This is a genomic window from Promicromonospora sp. MEB111, from assembly GCF_030209445.1.
Lineage (GTDB): Bacteria > Actinomycetota > Actinomycetes > Actinomycetales > Cellulomonadaceae > Promicromonospora.
In genome coordinates, this window is the sequence record NZ_JARVSD010000014.1 from 332,187 (window position 1) to 352,678 (window position 20,492).

General features: G+C 72.0%; 16 protein-coding genes and 1 tRNA gene. 9 read left to right on the plus strand and 8 right to left on the minus strand.

What is annotated here, in order from left to right; all coding sequences use genetic code 11:
- Window positions 1–76: 76 nt before the first annotated feature.
- Complete coding sequence (locus QRN56_RS18785) at window positions 77–1,597, minus strand: ABC transporter permease (protein WP_285105774.1); 1,521 nt, start codon at window positions 1,595–1,597, stop codon at window positions 77–79.
- A 290-nt stretch (window positions 1,598–1,887) separates the two neighbouring features.
- On the opposite strand from QRN56_RS18785, the gene eno reads away from it, so the two are divergent.
- The 6 genes from eno (at window position 1,888) to QRN56_RS18815 (ending at window position 7,808) form a co-directional block, all read left to right on the plus strand.
- Complete coding sequence (gene eno, locus QRN56_RS18790; RefSeq protein WP_285105775.1) at window positions 1,888–3,168, plus strand: phosphopyruvate hydratase; 1,281 nt, start codon at window positions 1,888–1,890, stop codon at window positions 3,166–3,168.
- Between the two features lie 184 nt (window positions 3,169–3,352).
- The gene (locus QRN56_RS18795) at window positions 3,353–4,318 is read left to right on the plus strand and encodes a septum formation initiator family protein (protein ID WP_285105777.1); all 966 of its coding nucleotides are present in this window, start codon (window positions 3,353–3,355) and stop codon (window positions 4,316–4,318) included.
- Between the two features lie 75 nt (window positions 4,319–4,393).
- Window positions 4,394–4,894 carry a DUF501 domain-containing protein gene (locus QRN56_RS18800; protein WP_285105778.1) on the plus strand — a complete coding sequence of 167 codons (501 nt, stop codon included), beginning with the start codon at window positions 4,394–4,396 and terminating at the stop codon, window positions 4,892–4,894.
- A 91-nt stretch (window positions 4,895–4,985) separates the two neighbouring features.
- Window positions 4,986–5,936: a Ppx/GppA phosphatase family protein gene (locus QRN56_RS18805; RefSeq protein ID WP_285105779.1), complete on the plus strand. Its 951-nt coding sequence runs from the start codon at window positions 4,986–4,988 to the stop codon at window positions 5,934–5,936.
- Window positions 5,937–6,101: 165 nt separating this feature from the next.
- On the plus strand, window positions 6,102–7,556 hold the full coding sequence (locus QRN56_RS18810; protein ID WP_285105781.1) for an NAD(P)/FAD-dependent oxidoreductase: 1,455 nt from the start codon (window positions 6,102–6,104) through the stop codon (window positions 7,554–7,556).
- Window positions 7,557–7,734: 178 nt separating this feature from the next.
- A tRNA-Leu gene (locus tag QRN56_RS18815) sits at window positions 7,735–7,808 on the plus strand.
- 33 nt (window positions 7,809–7,841) lie between these two features.
- Here the strand turns inward: QRN56_RS18815 and QRN56_RS18820 are convergent.
- Window positions 7,842–10,091 (minus strand): ATP-binding cassette domain-containing protein, encoded by a 2,250-nt coding sequence (locus QRN56_RS18820; protein WP_285105783.1) that lies wholly within the window; start codon window positions 10,089–10,091, stop codon window positions 7,842–7,844.
- Between the two features lie 155 nt (window positions 10,092–10,246).
- Here QRN56_RS18820 and QRN56_RS18825 point away from each other — a divergent pair, with 155 nt between their 5' ends.
- On the plus strand, window positions 10,247–10,741 hold the full coding sequence (locus tag QRN56_RS18825; RefSeq protein ID WP_285105785.1) for a helix-turn-helix domain-containing protein: 495 nt from the start codon (window positions 10,247–10,249) through the stop codon (window positions 10,739–10,741).
- Between the two features lie 21 nt (window positions 10,742–10,762).
- On the opposite strand, the gene QRN56_RS18830 is transcribed toward QRN56_RS18825, so the two are convergent.
- From QRN56_RS18830 to QRN56_RS18845, 4 genes are all read right to left on the minus strand, one after another.
- Window positions 10,763–11,365, minus strand: a complete 603-nt coding sequence (locus QRN56_RS18830) for a ClpP family protease (protein ID WP_285105787.1) — start codon at window positions 11,363–11,365, stop codon at window positions 10,763–10,765.
- Between the two features lie 92 nt (window positions 11,366–11,457).
- Window positions 11,458–12,165, minus strand: a complete 708-nt coding sequence (locus QRN56_RS18835; RefSeq protein WP_285105789.1) for an ArsR/SmtB family transcription factor — start codon at window positions 12,163–12,165, stop codon at window positions 11,458–11,460.
- Between the two features lie 30 nt (window positions 12,166–12,195).
- Window positions 12,196–12,408, minus strand: a complete 213-nt coding sequence (locus tag QRN56_RS18840) for a hypothetical protein (protein ID WP_285105790.1) — start codon at window positions 12,406–12,408, stop codon at window positions 12,196–12,198.
- Between the two features lie 107 nt (window positions 12,409–12,515).
- Window positions 12,516–13,007, minus strand: coding sequence for a MarR family winged helix-turn-helix transcriptional regulator (locus QRN56_RS18845; RefSeq protein WP_285105792.1), 492 nt, complete (start codon window positions 13,005–13,007; stop codon window positions 12,516–12,518).
- A 56-nt stretch (window positions 13,008–13,063) separates the two neighbouring features.
- On the opposite strand from QRN56_RS18845, the gene QRN56_RS18850 reads away from it, so the two are divergent.
- Window positions 13,064–14,299: an MFS transporter gene (locus QRN56_RS18850; protein ID WP_285105793.1), complete on the plus strand. Its 1,236-nt coding sequence runs from the start codon at window positions 13,064–13,066 to the stop codon at window positions 14,297–14,299.
- Window positions 14,300–14,509: 210 nt separating this feature from the next.
- Window positions 14,510–18,472 carry an efflux RND transporter permease subunit gene (locus QRN56_RS18855; protein ID WP_285105794.1) on the plus strand — a complete coding sequence of 1,321 codons (3,963 nt, stop codon included), beginning with the start codon at window positions 14,510–14,512 and terminating at the stop codon, window positions 18,470–18,472.
- A gap of 149 nt (window positions 18,473–18,621) precedes the next feature.
- Here the strand turns inward: QRN56_RS18855 and QRN56_RS18860 are convergent, their stop codons facing one another.
- A complete protein-coding gene (locus QRN56_RS18860) occupies window positions 18,622–19,509 on the minus strand; it encodes an ABC transporter permease subunit (protein WP_285105795.1) in 888 nt (295 codons plus the stop codon).
- On the minus strand, window positions 19,506–20,459 hold the full coding sequence (locus QRN56_RS18865; protein WP_285105796.1) for an ABC transporter ATP-binding protein: 954 nt from the start codon (window positions 20,457–20,459) through the stop codon (window positions 19,506–19,508). Before QRN56_RS18865 ends, QRN56_RS18860 begins: the two co-directional genes overlap by 4 nt.
- Window positions 20,460–20,492: the final 33 nt, after the last annotated feature.

The window sequence follows — 20,492 nt, forward strand, 5'->3', positions numbered from 1 at the left end:
GTGTCGCGTGAGCCTGCGGCTCCGCTGCGGGCGCGTGCCTCGTTCCTCGGCCCGCACCCTGCGCTGCGCCTCCGGCTCACGCGAGGGAACGAAGGGCTTCGACCGGGCGCAGGCGCGCGGCGCGCTGTCCGCCGACCACACCCGCGATCAGCCCGCCCAGCACGGCGAGGCCGACGGCGGCCAGCACGATCCACAGGCTGACCGGGGCCTGGAGGGCGACGTCGACGGCGCTGCTCGCGGCGTCGGCCAGACCGCCCGGACGTGCCCCGCCGAAGCCGCCGGCCGCCCCGGTCTGCCCGCCGGCGTCCTGCATCGCGCCGGCGGGGCCGCCGCCCGGGCCGCCCATCGTGAAGCCGCCGCCCGAGGTGCCGCCGCTGAGCGTGATGCCCGCCAGGTTCACGGCCCACACGGCCAGCGCACCGATCGCGAGGCCGGCCACACCGCCGATCAGGCCCTGCACCACGGACTCGCCGGCCACCTGGCCCACCACGCGGCCCTTGCTCCAGCCGATCGCCTTGAGGGTGCCGAGCTCGCGCGTCCGCCGGTTCACGCCGGAGACGGTGAACAGGATCGCGAGGCCGAAGGCCGCCGCCAGCACGATGACGCTCAGCCAGGTGCCGAGCGTGCCGATCAGGTTGGACGCCGTCGAGAGGGACCCGGTGACGTTCTCCGCGAGGTCGGACTGGGTGCTCACCGAGGCGTCGGGGAGCTCGGTCTCGATCGCGGCCGCCACGGCGTCCACGTTCTCGGCCGAGTCGACCTGCACGTAGACGTCGGTGACCTGGTCGGCGAGGTCCGCGAGGGTCTGGGCCGTGGCGAGCGGCACGTAGACGTCCGACGCCGTCGCGACGTCGTCGCCCGTCGTGGAGGTGACGGTGCCGACGATCTCCAGCTTCTCGCCGCCGGTGGTGATGGTGTCGCCGACGGCGAGCTCCTGCTGCTCGGCGTACGTGGCGTCCAGGACGGCGACGTTCTCGTCGCCCGTCTCCAGCGTCCGGCCGTCGGCCACCGTGGCGGTGGTCAGCGGCCCGACGGCGGTGGCGTCCGGGTCCACGCCCGTGACCGAGAACTGCTCGATCTCGAAGGACGACCCGCCGGCCGTCCCCTCGCCGCTGCCGTCCGGCCCCATCTGCATGGTGACCGGGCCGTCACCCTCCTGCATCGCCTCGAAGTCCGGCATCTCGCCGGAGAAGGACATGTTCTGCAGGTCGAGGGTCGCGGCGACGCCGGACACGTGGTCCAGCCCGGAGACGGACTCCAGGGCGGAGGCGTCGAACGACGTCGAGCCCATGGCCGTGCTGAGGCGGTCCTGCGCGAGGCTGCGGGTGCCGTCCTCGCTCGCCTCGCCCTCGCCCTCGCCGAAGTCGAAGCGGCCCGGGCCGCCGCCCTCGCCCGGCCCCTCGCTCGCCTGGGTGACGGTGATGTCGGTACCCACGCCGTAGACGGACTCGAGCACCTCGGACTGGGCGTTCCTGACGCCGGTCGAGACCGCGTTGACGACGATGACCAGCGCGATCGCGACCGCGAGACCGATCGCGACCACCACCGTCTGCTTGCGTCGGTTGCGCAGCTCTCTGCGCAGATAGGTGAAGAACATGGGCTCCTGCCTCGGGTCCTGAGGTACGTGCGGGGACGTTGGTGTCCGCGCAGACCGCCACGCGGGCTGTGTCGCCACGCCGAAGGGGAGGGGGCGAGCGGCGTGCGGGTCGCACCGCGGGCGGTCTGCGCCGGACGATCGGGACGCTAGGCAGGCACGCTGTGGTGGCGCTGTCGCAAACCTGTGGTGGCGCTGTGAACCGCGGCCCGGTGGACGGTTCCGCGCCCCCTCGCCCGACGTCCTAGGCTGGGGGCCGTAACCTCCGAGCAACATCCTTAGAAGGAGACCCCGTGGCTAGCATCGAAGCCGTTGGAGCACGCGAGATCCTCGACTCGCGCGGCAACCCCACCGTGGAGGTGGAGATCGTCCTCGACGACAACACCTTCGCCCGTGCGGCGGTCCCGTCCGGCGCCTCGACCGGCGCGTTCGAGGCCGTCGAGCTGCGTGACGGCGACAAGGGCCGTTACCTGGGCAAGGGCGTCGAGAAGGCGGTCGCGGCCGTCAACGACGAGATCGCCCCCGAGCTCATCGGGTACGACGCCGAGGAGCAGCGCATCATCGACCAGGCCCTCCTGGACCTCGACGGCACGCCGAACAAGGGCAAGCTGGGCGCCAACGCGATCCTGGGCGTCTCGCTCGCCGTCGCGAAGGCCGCCGCCAAGAGCTCGGGTCTGGACCTGTTCCGCTACGTGGGCGGCCCGAACGCGCACGTCCTGCCCGTCCCGATGATGAACATCCTCAACGGCGGGTCCCACGCGGACTCGAACGTGGACATCCAGGAGTTCATGGTCGCCCCGATCGGCGCCCCGACGTTCCGCGAGGCGCTGCGCACCGGCACCGAGGTGTACCACTCCCTCAAGTCCGTGCTGAAGGAGAAGGGCCTGGCCACCGGACTGGGCGACGAGGGCGGCTTCGCGCCGAACCTCGGCAGCAACCGTGAGGCGCTCGACCTGATCCTCGTCGCCATCGAGCGCGCGGGCCTCAAGCCGGGCACCGACGTGGGCCTCGCGCTCGACGTCGCCTCGACCGAGTTCTTCTCGGACGGCGTGTACGCGTTCGAGGGCGGCAAGAAGACGCCGGACGAGATGATCGCGTACTACGAGCAGCTCGTGGCCGACTACCCGCTGGTCTCGATCGAGGACCCGCTGTCCGAGGACGAGTGGGACTCCTGGTCCGCCCTCATGGGCAAGGTCGGCGACAAGGTGCAGATCGTGGGCGACGACCTGTTCGTCACCAACCCGGAGCGCCTCGCCAAGGGCATCGAGCTCAAGTCGGCGAACTCGCTGCTGGTCAAGCTCAACCAGATCGGCACGCTCACCGAGACGCTCGACGCCGTGACGCTGGCCCAGCGCAACGGCTTCACCACGATGACCTCGCACCGCTCCGGCGAGACCGAGGACACCACCATCGCGGACCTGTCCGTGGCGACCAACGCCGGCCAGATCAAGACCGGTGCCCCCGCCCGTGGCGAGCGCATCAACAAGTACAACCAGCTCCTCCGCATCGAGGAGGCGCTCGACGAGGCCGGCACCTACGCCGGCCGGTCGGCGTTCCCGCGCTTCCAGGGCTGAGCTGGTCCGCCCGCACTGAGCTGTCAGACACGCGCTGCCGTGTCAGACGTACAGGTCACCGGAGTGATCTGTACGTCTGACACGTCCACTCGGGTCTGACAGCTCTTGTGTTCCACGGGATCGACACACGGCGCGCCGGAGGTAATGCCGGTACAAAGGACCGGCGAATCGGCACAATCGACCCATGCCTTCCTCACGTCGCCCGGCGCGGCCCTCGGGTTCGGCGCGCGGCTCGGGTGCGCGCCCGTCGTCGACCCCGCGCACGGGCTCCGGCACGGGTTCCTCCGGCGCGAAGGGCGCCACAGGGAGCACACCGGCGAAGGGGAGGGCGGCGGCGAAGAAGCAGGCCGGGTCGGGGGCGAAAGGTTCGCCGGCGAAGGGTTCCTCGGGCAAGGGAACGAAGGCGGCCACCGCGAAGGGGTCCGCGGCCAAGAAGGCAGGCACGGCCGGGACGACGGCGGCCAGGTCGGCCGCGAAGCCGGCGCCGGCCCGCTCGATGCCGGGCACGTCGACCGCACGCAAGCCCGCCGCACCGTCGGCGTCGTCGGGCCGCCGCGCGCCCGCACCCCGGACCGCTCCAGGACGGCCGGCCGCGCGCCCGGCGGGTGCCGCCGCCCGTGGTGCGCGGCCGACGTCGGGCAGCGGGGCGAAGCGGCCGGCGCAGCCGCGCCGCCGGAGCACGGCCACCGGCAGCGTCGCGCCGCCCACCCGCCCGGCACGCGCGGACCGCAAGCGCGGCAGCTACGGGCTCGTGGTGCCCGAGGTGCTCACCGTCCGCGCCATGGTGCTGTCCGTGGTGGTGCTCCTCGCGGTGGTGCTGCTGCTCCCGACGGTGCGCGCGGTCATCACGCAGCAGGCCGAGCTGCGCGAGCTGCGCTCCGAGCTGAGCCAGCAGCAGGACCAGAAGGCCGAGCTCGAGACCGAGCTGGCCCGCTGGGACGACCGGTCGTACGTGATCGAGCAGGCGCGGTCGCGTCTGCGGTTCGTCATGCCGGGGGACAAGGTGTGGCGCCCGCTGGACACGGACTCGGTCGAGCAGGAGGAGCCGGAGCCCGGCGTCGTCGAACCGTCGCCGGGTGCGTCCGAGGACGAGGACGTGCCCTGGTACACGAACGTGTGGGACTCCGTGCGGATCGCGGACGGCGAGTAGGCGGCGCCTGCCGGTGTCGCACGGCCCGGGACGGCGCCGCTCCGCGTCGGTCGCGCGCTGGGAGACAATGGAGCGGTGAACACCGCGACTGAGACCGTGTCCGACGACGACCTGCGCGTCCTGGCCGAGCAGCTCGGCCGCGAGCCGCGCGGCGTCGCGGGGATCGCGGCGCGCTGCGTGTGCGGCCGTCCGACGGTGGCGCGCACCGCGCCCCGCCTGCCCGATGGCACCCCGTTCCCGACCGTCTTCTACCTGACGCACCCCGGTGCGGTCGCCGCCGCCTCGACCCTGGAGGCGAACGGCGTGATGAAGGAGATGACGGCACGGCTCGAGACCGACGAGGACCTGGCCGCCGCCTACCGCACGGCGCACGAGCACTACCTGGCGCAGCGCGAGGCGATCGGGCACGTGGACGAGATCGACGGCATCTCCGCGGGCGGCATGCCGACGCGGGTCAAGTGCCTGCACGTGCTGTTCGCGCACGCGCTGGCCGCCGGCCCGGGCGTGAACCCGCTCGGCGACGAGGCGCTCGCGCTGGCCCGGGACACGTGGCGCCCGGACCGCTGCACCTGCTGAGGCCCGTACCCGTCCCGGGCCGGGAGTGAGGTTTCTCGCGAACCGGCACGTCCGGCGCCCCGGCGGCAGGGGCGCCTGGGAGAATCCTCGCGTGACTTCCTCTCGCGTAGCCGCGATCGACTGCGGCACCAACTCGATCCGCCTGCTGGTCGCGGACGTCGACGCCGCCGGAAACCTCACGGAGCTCGACCGCCGCATGGAGGTGGTGCGGCTCGGCCAGGGTGTGGACCGCACCGGCGAGCTCGCGCCGGAGGCCCTCGCGCGGACCCTCGCGGCGACCCGTGCGTACGCGGCGGCGATCGACGCCGCCGGGGCGGAGCGGGTGCGGTTCGTGGCCACGTCGGCCACCCGGGACGCGCGTAACCGGGACGCGTTCTTCGACGGCGTCCGCGCCGCGCTCGGCGTCGACGTCGAGGTGATCAGCGGCCACGAGGAGGCGCAGCTGTCGTTCACCGGCGCCACCGGCGCCGCCGCGGCGGCGCACGCCGGCCCCTTCCTCGTCGTCGACCTCGGCGGGGGCTCCACGGAGCTGGTGCTCGGCACGAGCGCGGTGGACGCGAGCGTCTCGATGGACATCGGCTCGGTGCGGATGACCGAACGGCACCTGCACGGCGATCCGCCGTCCGCGGCCGAGATCGAGGCCGCCCGCGCCGACGTCCGGGCCCACCTGGACGACGCCGCGCGCGTGGTCCCGCTCGGGAAGACCACCACCCTGGTGGGGCTGGCAGGCTCGATCACCACCGTCACGGCGCACGCCCTGGGCCTGACCGAGTACCAGCGGGAGCGGGTGAACCAGGCGGAGCTGCCGGTCGAGACTGTGCTGGCGTCGTGCGCGGCGCTGCTGGCGGCACCGCGCGCCGAGCGGACGGCGATGGGCTTCCTGCACCCGGGCCGCGTCGACGTGATCGCGGCGGGGGCGCTCGTGTGGTCCGAGGTGATCCAGCGCGTCGTGGCCGACGTCCGGACCGCGGGCGGGTCGCTGACCCACGTGGTGACCAGCGAGCACGACATCCTGGACGGGATCGCGCTGGCGATGGCCTGATCTCCCGACATTCCGCACCGGCGGATTTCCCTCGGTCGGGAACTCCCGTCCCAGGTGGTCCGTTGACCGGGCACGATACGCAGCGAAGCGGCGTGGTGGGCGTCACGCACCCGCCGCTCTTTGCCATGTGAAGAAACACGCTTAGGGCGCGGTACCCTGGGAATCATGCCTCAGAACGACCTGACCTCGGTCAGCCATGCTTCCGACCCGGTGACGCCGCGCGCGCGGAAGGTGCCGCGCATCGTGGTGCTCGGCGGCGGGTCCGTCGGCCTCTACGTGGCGCGCCGCCTGCGAAAGAAGCTGAAGAAGCGGGAGGCGGCCATCGTCGTCGTCGACCCGCGCCCGTACATGACGTACGCACCCTTCCTGCCCGAGGCGGGTGCGGGCTCCATCGACGCCCGCGACGTCGTCGCGCCGCACCGGAAGGCCCTCAAGGGCATCGACGTGCTCCAGGGCAAGGTCACCACGATCGAGCACGGGCGCAAGGCCGTGAAGATCCAGCCCGAGGAGGGCGACGAGTACGAGGTGACCTACGACCAGCTGGTCGTCGGCCTCGGCTCGGTCTCCCGCACGCTGCCCATCCCGGGTCTCGCGGAGGCCGCGATCGGGTTCAAGAACGTGGAAGAGGCCATCGCGGTCCGCAACCACGTCATCAACCGCATGGACGTCGCGTCCTCGACGTGGGACGCCGACCTGCGCAAGCGCATGCTCACGTTCACGTTCGTGGGCGGCGGGTTCGCCGGCATCGAGGCGCTCGCCGAGATCGAGGACATGGCGCGCTACGCGACGCGGCAGTACAACACCATCGAGCCGTCCGACCTGCGGTTCGTCATGATCGAGGGTGCCGGGCGCATCCTGCCCGAGGTCACGGAGCCGATGGGCGAGTACGCCCTCGCCGAGCTGAAGAAGCGCGGCATCGAGTTCCACCTCAACACGTTCCTCTCGTCCTGCGTGGACGGGCACGTCGTGACCTCGACCGGCGTCGAGTTCGACACCGAGACCATCGTGTGGACCGCGGGCGTCAAGGCGAACCCGGTCATCAAGGAGGCCTCGGACCTCCCGTTCGACAAGCTGGGCCGCGTCATCGTGCTCCCCACGCTGCAGGTCGCCACGGAGGACGGCGAGATCGTGGACGGCGCCTGGGCCGCGGGCGACTGCGCCGCCGTGCCGGACGTGCTCAACCCGGGCAAGTTCTGCCCGCCGAACGCGCAGCACGCGATCCGCGAGGCCGTGCGCCTGGCCGACAACATCGTGGCGCTCTACAAGGACAAGCCCGCCGTCGAGTACAACCACAAGAACCTCGGTGTGGTCGCGTCGCTGGGCCTCTACAAGGGTGTCGCCGAGCTGTTCGGCTTCATCAAGCTGCGCGGGTTCCTCGCCTGGGTCGCGCACCGCGGCTACCACGTCATGGCGATGCCGACCGGCAACCGCAAGGCGCGCATCCTGGTCGGCTGGATCGGCCAGTTCCTGATGGGCCGCGAGCTCGTCTCGCTCGGTTCGCTGCACGACCCGCGGCAGGAGTTCCGCAACGCGTCGGTGCCGCCGAAGCCCGTGGGCGAGAAGGTCGAGCAGACGGCCGAGTCGTCCGCCGCGCGCGCGGAGTCGGGCTCGAAGGCCTGAAGACCCCGCACCCAGGGCAGGCACCGAGCCCCCGGCTCCGGGCCGTCGGAAGCTCCCGTCGAGCTGTCAGACGCACAGGTCACTTCGGTGACCTGCACGTCTGACAGGTCCGCGAGGTTCTGACAGGTCGGAGCCGGGGGCTCCGTCGTCGGGTGCCGCTCGGTAGTCTCTGGGGTGCGCCCCCATAGCCCAACTGGCAGAGGCAGCCGGCTTAAACCCGGCCCAGTCCCGGTTCGAACCCGGGTGGGGGCACGATGGCGGCCTCAGGAGGTGCCGGTGCTGGCCTCAGGCTGTGCCGGCGAGGAGCTCGGCGAGGTGGCGGCCCGTCAGCGACGCCTCCTGGCGCGCCAGGTCGGCGGGCGTTCCCTCGAAGACGACGCGACCGCCGTCGTGCCCGCCACCCGGGCCCATGTCGATCACCCAGTCGGCCCGCGCGACGACCGACAGGTTGTGCTCCACGACGATCACGGACCGACCGGAGTCGACGAGGCGGTCGAGCAGGCCGCCCAGGTTGTCGACGTCCTGCATGTGCAGGCCGGCGGTGGGCTCGTCGAGCACGAACGTCGGGGTGTCGCCGCCCATCTCGATCGCCAGCTTGAGGCGCTGCCGTTCGCCGCCCGACAGGGTGTTGAGGTGCTGGCCGAGGGAGATGTAGTCCAGCCCGACGTCGGACAGGCGGGAGAGCATCGGGAGCACCGTCTTCTCGGTGAAGAAGTCCAGGGCCTCCTCGACGGACATGGCGAGCGCGTCGGCGATGTTCTTGCCGCGCAGCGTGTAGCCCAGCACCTCGTCGGTGAACCGCTTGCCGCCGCACGCCTCGCACACGCTGGCGACGCCCGCCATGAAGGCGAGGTCGGTGTAGATGAGGCCGACGCCCTTGCACTCCGGGCACGCGCCCGCCGAGTTGGCGCTGAACAGCGCGGGCTTGACCCCGTTCGCGCGGGCGTACTGCTTGCGGATGGGCTCGAGGATCCCGGTGTAGGTCGCGGGGTTGGACCGTCGCGACCCGCGGATCACCGTCTGGTCGACGAAGGTGACGCCGTCGCGCGGCAGGCAGCCGTGGATGAGCGAGCTCTTGCCGGAGCCGGCCACGCCCGTCACCGCCACCAGGACGCCGAGCGGCACGTCCACCGACACGTCCTGGAGGTTGTGCAGGTTCGCGTGCTCGATCCGGAGGAAGCCGGTGGGGGTGCGGGGCGTGGACCGGAGCGTCACCGCCTGGTCCAGGTGCTTGCCGGTCGCGGTCCCGGAAGTGCGCAGTCCCGCGATGTCGCCCTGGTAGACCACCGTGCCGCCGTGGGTGCCGGCGCCCGGGCCCATGTCGACGAGGTGGTCGGCCGCCGCCATGACCTCGGGCTTGTGCTCCACGACGAGCACCGTGTTGCCCTTGTCCCGCAGGCGCTGGAGCAGGGCGTTCATCTGCCGCACGTCGTGCGGGTGCAGCCCGATGGTCGGTTCGTCGAACACGTAGGTCAGGTCCGTCAGGGCCGAGCCCATGTGCCGCACCATCTTGGTCCGCTGCGCCTCCCCGCCGGAGAGCGACGACGACTCCCGGTCCAGCGACAGGTACCCGAGCCCGATCTGCTCGAAGGTGGCGAGCAGGTCGTTGAGCCCGTCCAGGATGGGCTGGACCTGCGGGTCCGCGAGGTCGCGGACCAGCTCGGCCAGGTCGGTGAGCTGCATGGCGGCGGCCTCGCCGATGTGCTTGCCCTTGACGAGCGACGACCGCGCCCGGTCGTTGAGGCGGGTGCCGCCGCACTCGGGGCACGGCGTGAAGGTGGCGAGCCGGTCGACGGCCGCCCGCATGGCGCCCTTCATCGACTCGACGTCCTTGACCAGGTAGAGCCGCGTGATCTTCGGGACCAGCGACTCGTACGTCACGTTGATGCCGCCCGAGACGATTTTTCGCTCGTCGCCGTGCATCAGGTCGTGCCACTCGGTGTCGGTGTAGTCCTTCAGGGGCTTGTCGACGTCGAACAGGCCGGAGTCGGCGTAGACCTTCCAGTACCAGGTGCCGACCCCGAAGTTGGGGAACGTGATGGCCCCCTCCTTCAGCGACTTGCTGCGGTCCACCAGGGCTTCCGTGTCGATCGCGGAGACGCGGCCCAGGCCTTCGCAGTTGGCGCACATGCCCTGGGGGTCGTTGAAGGAGAAGAGGTTGGAGCCGCCGACGTAGGGCTCACCGAGCCGCGACCAGATGACGCGCAGCATCGTGTACGCGTCGGTGGCCGTGCCGACCGTCGAGCGCGCGTTGGCGCCCATCGGCTCCTGGTCCACGACGATGGCCGCCGACAGGTTCGACAGCGTGTCGACGTCGGGCCGCGGGCGTGAGGGCATGAAGCCCTGGAGGAACGCCGAGTACGTCTCGTCGATCAGCCGGCGTGACTCCGCGGCGACGGTGCCGAACACCAGCGAGCTCTTGCCCGACCCGGAGACCCCGGTGAACACCGTGAGCTTGCGCTTGGGGATGTCGATCGAAACGCCCTGCAGGTTGTTCTCGCGGGCTCCGCGCACCTCGATAGATCCGAACACCACTGTCCTCTCCTGGTCGGTGGTCCCATGGTGCCAGGAGCCACTGACACGCACCCGGGTTCGGGGTCACGCCGTTACGCCAGCAGCAGACAGCGGAACGACCCGGCATGTCAGTGGGGTTGGGTACCGTGACGGGTACCAACGGCGGGAGTGGGCACATGGCGATGATCTCGACAGCTACTGCGGGCCCCGCTGGGCCCGGTACCACCAGCGACGGCGCGCCGGGCGCGAGGTCCGGCACCCTGGAGCACACGCGCGAACCGCTGCTGCGCGACCTCGTGGGCGGCATCCTGCGGCGCGCGCGCCGGGAGCAGCGCCGCACCCTGGCCGACGTCGCCACGGACGCCCGGGTCTCGACCGCCTACCTCTCGGAGGTGGAACGGGGGCGCAAGGAGGCGTCCTCCGAGGTGCTCGCCGCGGTGTGCGAGGCGCTCGGCATGCGGCTCGTCGACCTGGTGGAGCGCGCGTGGGCCGATCTCGCGATCGCCCTCGCCGCGCAGGAGGAGGGCCGACGGATCCGCGTCCTGTCGTCCGCGGCCCGCCGTTCGGCCGGCTTCTCCTCCTCGCGGCACCCGTTGCAGGCCCCTCAGGCGGCGCCGGCCGGCAGCTCCGCCGTCGGGCGACGAGGGGACGCCGTGCTGCTGGCGGCGTGAGCCGCCGGAGACCGGGCGGCGTCAGAGCCCCGCGCGCCGCTTGCCACCCGGGCGCACGTCGTTGACCCGGTCCACGACCTTGTCGATCATGCCGTAGGCCAGTGCCTGCTCCGCGGTGAACCAGCGGTCGCGCTCGGAGTCCGCCGCGATCGTCTCCACCGTCTGGCCGGTGTGCTCGGCCTGCAGCCGCGTCACGACGTCCTTGACGTGCCGGATGTTCTCGGCCTGGATCACCACGTCCGTCGTCGTGCCGCCCACCCCGCCCGCGGGCTGGTGCATCATGATCCGCGCGTGCGGCAGCGCGTACCGCTTGCCGGCCGTGCCGGCGGCGAGCAGGAACTGCCCCATGCTGCCCGCGAACCCGACGGCCACGGTGGAGACCGCGTTCGGCAGCAGCTTCATCGTGTCGTGGACGGCGAGGCCCGCGCTGATGGAGCCGCCGGGGGAGTTGATGTAGAGGCTGATGTCGGCGGCCGGGTCCTCCGCCGAGAGCAGCAGGAGCTGCGAGGTCACGCGGTTGGCGACGGCGTCGTCGATCTCGCTGCCGATCAGCACGATCCGCTGGTGCAGCAGCCGCGTGGCGAGATGGTCGTCGAGGGGCTGGGTCTGGATGGTCTCGGTCATGTCTCCACGATCGTCCGACCGGGGCCACCCGGACAGCCGTCTCTGCCCGCCGCAGATCTGCTCATGGCAGAGGCCCGACGAGTCGCGGCTGATCAGAGCGGGTTGCCCGCCGGGTCGATCGTCGGGAACGCATCGAAGTGCACCTCGAACGGGATGGCCCCGGGCACGTCCTCCTGCCCGCTGAGCGGGTCGATGTGCTCGGCCGTGAACTGCTCCCACGCCACCACGATCGCCCGCATCTGCTCGGGCGTGGCCCACTTGTTGGAGGCGAAGAACGTCGTCGTCCCGTCCCAGGCCTTCAGGGTCTCCTCGTCGGCCCCCTGCCCCGCGCGGACGAAGGCCATCACCCGTTCGTGGCGCAGGCGGAGGAACTCGATGTTGACGGCCTCGGCGGTCTGCCGGGCGGCGGGGGAGTCCTTGCCCAGCGTGGAGATGCTGAACCCGCCGGGGGTGCGTTCCCACCAGCGTTCCCGTGCGGTGCCCCTGCCCTCGACCTCACGGACGAGGCCGTGCTTGGCGAGCTGGCGCAGGTGGTAGCTCGTCGAGCCGCTGGACTCGCCGACGATCTCGCCGAGCTTGCTGGCGGTGAGCGGACCGTGGCTCGGCAGCAGGTCGAGGATGCGGATGCGGAGCGGGTGCGAGAGGGCGCGCAGCGCCGCCGGGCCCAGCTCCGCCGGTGGGCCGGCGGCCTCGGGCGTCGGGGCGGAGCCGGCAGCGGAGGAGCCGGCTGCGGGTGACGCCGGGGAAGCACCGCCCCGGTCCGCCTCGTGCCCCGGGGAGTCCTCACGCGCAGTCGCCATAGGCAGGACGTTACCCACTGCGTGCCGAGTTCAGCGCAGCGCGAGCGGGTGGCGCGCCGCCGCGTTGTCACGGGCGCGCTCGGCCTGGGCCCGCTGGCGGGCGACGCGCTCGGCCTCCCTGCGCTGCGCCTCGCGGGCGATGGCGGGGGCTTCGGGACGGCGGCCCGGGGTCGCCGTCGCGAGCGTACGCGGTGCGAGGAGGTGGCGGACCTGCGGGAGGGCGGTGGGGGCGAAGGTGCTCATCGTGGCTGCTCCTGGCTCGGTGTGGGGTAGCTCGTGCGACCCACCCTACGCATGCCAACACACCTTTGCAAGGCTTTCTTTGCAACCAGTTCTTTGGAAGTGGTGCCTCACTCCTCCGGGTCGCGCCGGAACGCGTCCAGGTCGTGGTTCAGGCGCTCCAGCAGCTCGGCGAGCAGGGACCGCTCGAAGGGGGACCAGTCGGTGAGGATCTGGTCGTACATCGCGCTGCGCCGGGCGCGCTCGCGCTCCAGCTGGGCCTTGCCGGACTCCGTCGCCTCCACCCGGACCGCCCGCCCGTCGAGCGGGTCACGGCTGCGCCGCGCGAACCCGGCCTTCTCCAGGCTGACCACCTGGCGGGTCACGGTCGAGGCGTCGAGTCCCTGGCGTGCGGCGAGCGCGTTGATGCCGAGCGGGCCCTCGGCGCTGAGGACCTGGAGCAGCAGGTAGCCCGACCGTTCCAGCGTGGGGGTGTGGCCGGCGCGGACGGCGCCCGTGCGCTCCGCCCGGCGCAGCAGGAGTGCGAGCTGGAGCTCGACGCGCGACAGCGGGGCCTCGCCGGGGTGGTCGTCGCCGGCGTTCTCTTCCGTCTCCTTCGACATAGGTGTAGCCTACAGGCATATACCTGTGTGATACAGATAAATCCTGAGGAGGCCGCGTGGCCAGCGCGCGCAACGAACCGAACAAGACAGCCATCTACGCCACCGCGCTCACCGCGTTCTTCGCGATCGCCGGCATCGCCGTCGTCGACCCGATCCTGCCCGTCATCGGTGCGGAGATCGGCGCCACCACCTGGGAGATCGAGCTCCTGTTCACCGCGTACATCGCGGTCATGGCCATCGGCATGATCCCCGCCGTGATGGCCACGGGGAAGTTCGGGTACAAGAAGATCCTGGCGACCGGCGTCACGCTCGTCGCCATCGCCGCCGTGCTGGCCGCGCTGAGCGGAAACATCGTCCAGCTCGCGGTGCTCCGCGGCGTGTGGGGCCTCGGCAACGCGATGTTCTTCGCCACCGCCATGGTGCTGCTCGTCGCCCTCGCCAAGGACCGCGAGTGGGTGGTCGGCCTGTTCGAGACCTGCGTGGGGCTCGGCTTCGCCGTCGGGCCGCTGATCGGCGGGCTGCTCGGGCACATCAGCTGGCGGGTGCCGTTCTTCGTCTGCGGCCTGCTCATGGTCGTCGCCCTGCTGGTCTCCGCCACCCGGCTCAAGGACCCGGCCGAGAAGCCCGCGCCGCTCAAGCTCGGACAGGTCTTCGGCCTGTTCCGCAAGCCGGGCTTCCTGGCACTCGCGGTCGTGACGGCCGCCTACAACTTCGTGTTCTTCGTGGTGCTCGGCTACGTGCCGGTGTTCCTCGGCCTCGACGTCGTGCCGCTCGGCCTGGTGTTCACCGCCTGGGGCATCGGCGTGGCCGTCGGCATCCTCGCTGTGGGCCACAGGCTCGCGCACCGGATCGGGTTCGTGCAGACGCTCGGCGTCGCCGTCGCGGGCGTGCTGGTGTGCGTGGCGCTGCTCGCGATCGGCGTCGGCACGGCGGGCTCCATCGTCGTGACCATCGTGGCCGGTGTGTTCATGGGTATCGCCAACGCGAACCTCACCGACCTGTCGCTCGCGCTCGGCGACCCGGACCGCCGCGTCACGACCGGCGCGTTCAACCTCGTCCGCTGGGGCTTCGCGGCTCCCGCCCCGGTCGTGGCCGGCCTGCTCGCCGAGGGCGTCAGCCCCGCGTCGCCGTTCTGGGTGGCGTCGGCGGTGCTGTTCGTCGGCGTGGTCGTCTTCCTGGTGACGGCGCACCTCATGGCCCGGCCGATCGGGGAGCGCGTGCTCTGGCAGCGCTGGAACAGGGCGGCCAAGGTGGCCGAGCACACGCCCGAGGAGGCCATGTCCGAGCTGTGACGTGGAGCCCTGACCCGTCGTGCGGACGGGCCAGGGCACGCGGTACGGGACGGAATTCGAGCGCCTGTCAATGTCCCCGACGGCTTGCAGGCGGTGTGGCGTACTGCCCTACTCTGTGACTTCGGTCTGATTTCACCCCGTTGGTCCCGCCAGATCACGACGGCGGCGTCGCGCCGTACGCCCGATCCTCGCCCGCACCGTGGAGTCCTCGTGTTCCGTCTCGCCCGGCTGTCCCTCGCGAACCGAGCCGTCGTAGCACTGGTGACGATCGCGATAGCGGTGTTCGGGGTGCTGAGCATGACCTCCCTGAAGCAGGAGCTCATCCCGTCGCTCCAGCTCCCGACCGGCATCGTGAGCGCGCAGTACCAGGGCTCCTCGCCCGAGGTCGTGGAGGAGCAGGTCACCGACGTGATCGAAGAGGCCATCGCCTCGGTCGACGGGGTCGCGTCGGTACGTTCGACGGCGTCCACCGGCATCTCCCTGACCACGGTCGAGTTCACCTACGGCACCGACATGGAGTCGGCCACCCAGCGCCTCCAGACCGCCGTTGCCGGGGTGCAGCAGGTCCTGCCCGAGGACGTCGAGCCGCAGGTCACGACCGGCTCCGTCGACGACGTGCCCGTGGTCCAGATGGCGGTGTCGGGCGACAAGAGCCCCAACGCCCTCGCCGGAACCGTCGAGGACGTCGTGGTGCCGGCGCTCAAGGAGGTCGACGGCGTCCGCTCCGTCGCCGTGACCGGCCAGAGCGAGACCGAGGTCCGCATCCTGCCGGACCAGGACAAGCTCGCCGCGGCCGGCCTCACGACCGAGGACCTGACCACCGTGCTGCAGGACAACGGCGTGGTCATCCCGGCGGGGGAGATCACCGAGGGCGGCCGTGCGTGGTCGGTCCAGCTCGGCAAGCCGGTCGACATGGTCGACCAGCTCAAGCAGCTTCCCGTGCTGCCCGGAGGCGCGGCGGCCGGCGGCACCGCGACCGGGGGTACCGGAGCGGCCGGGGGTGCGACGACGCAGGACCCGGCCGCCGGCGGTCTGCCGGCCGAGCCGGCCGCACCGGTGGAGCTGGGCCAGGTCGCGTCCGTGGAGCTCAAGCCGGTCGAGGCGACGTCCTACTCCCGGCTCGACGGCTCGCCGTCCCTGGGCCTGGCCATCACCAAGACGCCGGAGGCCAACACCGTCGAGGTGTCCCACGCGATCGAGGACGCGCTCGCGGAGCCCGAGGTCGCGGACACGCTGACCGAACGCGCCATCGCGACGGCGGTCGTCTTCGACCAGGCCCCGTTCATCGAGGACTCGATCCACGGTCTGGCCACCGAGGGCGGCCTCGGCCTGCTGTTCGCGGTGCTCGTCATCCTGGTCTTCCTGATGTCGATGCGGTCGACGCTCGTGTCCGCGATCTCCATCCCGCTGTCGCTCGCGGTGACGTTCATCGCGATGGACGCGGGCGGCTACACGCTGAACATCCTCACGCTCGGCGCGCTCACCATCTCGATCGGCCGCGTGGTCGACGACGCGATCGTGGTGATCGAGAACATCAAGCGGCACATGTCGTACGGCGAGGAGCGCGGGCCGGCGATCCTCGCGGCGGTGCGCGAGGTCGGTGGGGCCATCGCCGCCTCCACGATCTGCACCGTCGCCGTGTTCCTGCCGATCGCGCTGGTGGGCGGCATGGTGGGCGAGCTGTTCCGGCCGTTTGCGCTGACCGTCTCCATCGCGATGCTGGCCTCGCTCGTCGTGGCCCTGACGATCGTGCCGGTGCTGGCCTACTGGTTCATCCGGCCGCCGAGGAAGGCCCGGCGCGGCGGGGCGGTCGACCGCGAGGCCGCCGAGGAGAAGGAGAGCCGAGGGGTCTGGCAGCGTATCTACGTGCCGACCCTGAACGGCGCGCTGCGGCTGCCCGCCGTCACCATCGGCGTGGCCGTGGCGATCCTCGGCGGCACGGCCGCCCTGGTCCCGAACATGGAGACCAGCTTTCTCGGCGACAGCGGTCAGGACACCGTGACCGTCACGCAGCACTACGCGCCCGGCACCTCGCTCAAGGGCCAGGACGAGGCGGCGCAGGAGGTGGAGGCCGCGCTGGCGGGCGTGGACGCCGTCGACAGCGTGCAGGCCACGGTCGGCAGCGGCGGCGACATGTCGATGGCGGCCTTCGGCGGCGCGAGCGCCGGGCTCAAGGCCAGCTTCGCGATCACTCTCGACGAGGACGCCGACGGCGAGCAGGCCGCCGCGGACATCCGCGCCGCCGTCGTCGACCTGACCGAGGCGCCCGCGACGGAGGTCTCCGTGTCCGCCGGCGACTCCGTGGGCACGTCCTCGATCGACCTCCTCGTCCGCGCCCGCGACGTCGAGACGCTGACGGCGGCCACGAACCAGCTCCAGGAGGCGATGGGCGCCCTGAAGGGTTCGGCCGAGGTCGCCAACGACCTGGCTGCCGCCCAGGAGATCGTCGAGGTGACCGTCGACCGCAAGGCCGCGGCGCAGTTCGGGCTCACCGAGACGCAGGTCTCCGGGATCGCGTCGGCGGCGATGACAGGCGCGCGGGACGTCGGCGAGCTGCAGACCGCGGAGGGGCCGGTGGGCGTCACGCTCTCCGCCGGCGCCGTCCCGACGACGATGGCCGAGATCGGCGAGATCCCCGTCCCGACCGCGGCCGGCGCTGTCCCGCTGAGCGACGTGGCACAGGTGAAGATCGCCAGCTCGCCGACGTCGATCACGCGGATCGACGGCGAGCGGTCGGCCACCGTCTCCGTGACGCCCGCCGGTGACGACCTCGGGGCGGTCACGGACGAGGTCGACGCCGAGATCGCGGCGATCGACCTGCCGGCCGGGGCCACGGTGTCGGTAGGCGGCGCGGCCGCCGACCAGGCCGAGGCCTTCAGCGACCTGGGCCTGGCGCTGGTGGCGGCGATCGCCCTCGTGTTCGTGGTCATGGTCGCGACGTTCCGGAGCCTGGCGCAGCCGTTCATCCTGCTGGTGTCCGTCCCGTTCGCCGCGGTGGGCGCCCTGGTCGCGCTGGTGGCGACGAACACCCCGCTGGGGGTGCCCGCCCTGATCGGCACGCTGCTGCTGGTGGGCATCGTGGTGTCGAACGCGATCGTGCTCATCGACCTCATCAACCAGTACCGCGTGCGCGGCATGGGGCTCGACGAGGCCGTGCGCGAGGGCGCTCGCAAGCGGCTGCGGCCGATCGTCATGACGGCCCTGGCCACGGTCTTCGCGCTCACCCCCATGGGGATCGGCGTGACCGGCGGGGGCGCGTTCATCTCGCAGCCGCTCGCGCTGGTCGTGATCGGCGGCCTGGTGTCCTCGACGCTGCTGACGCTGTACGTGGTGCCCGTGATCTACACGCTCTTCGAGCGCCGGGCGGAGCGTCGCCGGGCGGCGGACGAGGCCGCCGGCCGGGTCCGCCGCCCGCTGACGGGTGCGCTGGTCAGCGTGGCGACGGGGGCGCTCCGGGCCGTCGGACAGCCGGCCGGAGCGCGGCCGGTGCCCGGCGGTGCGGCGGGGCAGGGCTGGCCTCCGGTCGGGGAGACGTCTTCGCCTCCGCCCGCGACCCAGCGTGCGGCGCACTACGAGGGGCCCCGCCACGGGGGAGCCGACCGGTACGCCCGGCAGCCACAGGCGCCGCAGGCCTGGCCGGACCAGGCCGCGCCGTTCCCGACGGCGGCCTCGCCGCAACAGCCTCCGGCTTCCCCGCCGCAGACGCCCCGACGGCCGGCCGCCCAGCAGCCGGTTCCGCCGCAGTTCGCGCCGCAGCAGCGTGCGCCGCAGCAGCGTGCGCCGCAGCAGGGCGCCGCGCAGCAGAGCGCCCCGCGGGAGCCGCACCACGCGCCGCGGCAACCAGTGCCGCAGCAGAGTTCGCCGTACGCGCCACAGCAGACGGCGTCACGACAGGACTCGCCGTATGCGCCGCAGCAGCCAGCGCCGCAGGCGGCACCGCAGCAGCCCGTGCCGCAACGGCCCGGCCCACAGCAGCCGGCGTCGCAGTACGTACCGCAGTTCGTGCCGGAGCAGCGTGCGCCGAACAACCCGCAGCAGCCGTACGCCCCGCAGCGGCAGCCGGCGTCGCACGCCGAGCTGCCCCAGCGCCGTCAGGACCCGGAACCGCAGCCGGAGCGCCGGCAACAGAGTCCGCCCCCGATCTGGCCGCACCCGCTCGACCCGATGGACTGACGGCGCGGCGGCTCCGGCGGCGCGGTGAGCGGTCCCGGAAACACGTACTCCCCGAGGCGTGTTGCCGCCGGCAGACAGTGTCTACTCGGAGCTGCACGACTCGGGGAGCACCCGTTCTCCCGCCAGGGAAGGCCCGCGGGCCGAGGACGCTACGCGTCCTGCAGCTTGAGCCGCGCCGACGCGCCGACCAGCACGAGCAGGGTGTATCCGGCGAGCACGCTGATCCCCACCCATGGGTCGAGCACGTCAGGGAACGCGCCTGCGTTCGGCGTGATCTGCGCTCCCGCCACGCTCGGCAGCAGCTTGTTCACCACGCCGACCCACTCCAGCTGGGCGGCCGCGAGGGTCGCGATCTGGAAGATCGTGGGGATCACGAGGAAGATCGCCACCACGGTGAAGATCGCGCCCGCCGTGTGTCGCAGCAGGGCACCGAGGCCCAGGGCGAACAGCGCCACGAGCGTCACGTACAGCACCGTGCCCAGCAGGGCGCGTATCTGGTCGCTGTCCCCGAAGTCCACGGTCGCGTCGTTGGCGTTCAGCAGCGGGTAGGTGACCAGCCAGCTCAGCGCGAGCGACACGACGGTGAGCACCGCGGTCACGAGCACGAGCACCACGGCCTTGCCGAAGAACGCCGGGAGGCGTCCGGGCACCGCCGCGAACGTGGACCGGATCATGCCGGTGGAGTACTCACCGGTGATCATCAGGGCGCCGAGCACCGCGACCACGAGGGCCGCCATCTCGAACCCCGCGGCCACCACGGTGGTCCCGCCGAGCACGCCGCCCATCGCGGCCTGGTCCTCGGGCGAGGCACCCTCCATCTCGTTCCCGACGAGCTGCACGATGAACGCCAGCAGCAGCGCGAAACCGACCATCACCACGACGGTCGCCGCGAGCGTCCACCACGTCGAGCGCAGCGTCCACAGCTTGATCCACTCCGAGCGCAGCACACGCCAGAAGGTGACGTTGTGCACCGGGGTGTGCTCCGTCGTCGGGCCCGACGCCGCTCCGCCTGCCGGGGCGGTGACCGTCGCGCTCATGCCTTGCTCCCCTCGTGGTGGGACGTCGCGGCCGCGACGGCGGCGAGGTCCTCGGACTGGTACTCCACCGAGTCGGCGGTGAGCGACATGTACGCCTCCTCGAGCGTGGACGCGACGGGCGTGAGCTCGTGCAGCACGATCCGTGAGGTGGCGGCCAGCTCGCCGACGGCGGACGCCTCGGCGCCGCGGACCTCCAGCAGGCCGGGCTCGACGTCCTCGACCTCGGCGTTCTTGGCCTTCAGGAGGTCGGCGAGCTCCGTGGCCTGCGGCGACCGGACGCGCACGACCTTGCGGGCGGCGCCGTCCACGAACTCCGCGACCGGCGAGTCGGCGAGGATGCGGCCCTTGCCGATCACGATCACGTGGTCGGCGGTGAGGGCGACCTCGCTCATGAGGTGGCTGGACAGGAAGACCGTACGGCCCTCGGACGCCAGGTACTTCGCGATGTTGCGGACCCAGAGCACGCCCTCCGGGTCGAGGCCGTTGACGGGCTCGTCCAGGATCAGGGTGCGCGGGTCGCCGAGCAGGGCCGCTGCGATACCGAGGCGCTGGCCCATGCCGAGCGAGAAGCCGCCCACACGCTTGCTCGCGACGGACTGGAGACCGGTGAGCTCGATCACCTCGTCGACACGCTTGGTGGCGATGCCGTGCGTGGCGGCCATGGCGAGCAGGTGGTTGCGTGCGGTGCGGCCGGTGTGCACGGCCTTCGCGTCGAGCAGGGCGCCGACCTCGGCCAGCGGACGGCGGTGCGCCGTGTACGGCTTGCCGTTCACCGTGACCGAGCCGGCCGTGGGCCGGTCGAGGCCCACGATCATGCGCATGGTGGTCGACTTGCCGGCGCCGTTGGGGCCGAGGAAGCCCGTCACCTGGCCCGGCTGGACGGTGAACGTGACGTCGTTCACGGCGGTCTTGGCGCCGTACCTCTTCAACAGGCCTCTGGCCTCGATCATCACTTGCCCTTCCAGGAGACTCGTAACTACGAG

Coding starts and splice junctions, on each gene's coding strand:
- QRN56_RS18830 (WP_285105787.1), bottom strand. CDS start 11,365: ATGACCGAGACCATCCAGACCCAGCCCCTCGACGACCATCTCGCCACG.
- QRN56_RS18835 (WP_285105789.1), bottom strand. CDS start 12,165: ATGGCGACTGCGCGTGAGGACTCCCCGGGGCACGAGGCGGACCGGGGC.
- QRN56_RS18825 (WP_285105785.1), top strand. CDS start 10,247: ATGGCGATGATCTCGACAGCTACTGCGGGCCCCGCTGGGCCCGGTACC.
- QRN56_RS18845 (WP_285105792.1), bottom strand. CDS start 13,007: ATGTCGAAGGAGACGGAAGAGAACGCCGGCGACGACCACCCCGGCGAG.
- QRN56_RS18865 (WP_285105796.1), bottom strand. CDS start 20,459: ATGATCGAGGCCAGAGGCCTGTTGAAGAGGTACGGCGCCAAGACCGCC.
- QRN56_RS18840 (WP_285105790.1), bottom strand. CDS start 12,408: ATGAGCACCTTCGCCCCCACCGCCCTCCCGCAGGTCCGCCACCTCCTC.
- QRN56_RS18785 (WP_285105774.1), bottom strand. CDS start 1,597: ATGTTCTTCACCTATCTGCGCAGAGAGCTGCGCAACCGACGCAAGCAG.
- QRN56_RS18860 (WP_285105795.1), bottom strand. CDS start 19,509: ATGAGCGCGACGGTCACCGCCCCGGCAGGCGGAGCGGCGTCGGGCCCG.
- QRN56_RS18795 (WP_285105777.1), top strand. CDS start 3,353: ATGCCTTCCTCACGTCGCCCGGCGCGGCCCTCGGGTTCGGCGCGCGGC.
- QRN56_RS18810 (WP_285105781.1), top strand. CDS start 6,102: ATGCCTCAGAACGACCTGACCTCGGTCAGCCATGCTTCCGACCCGGTG.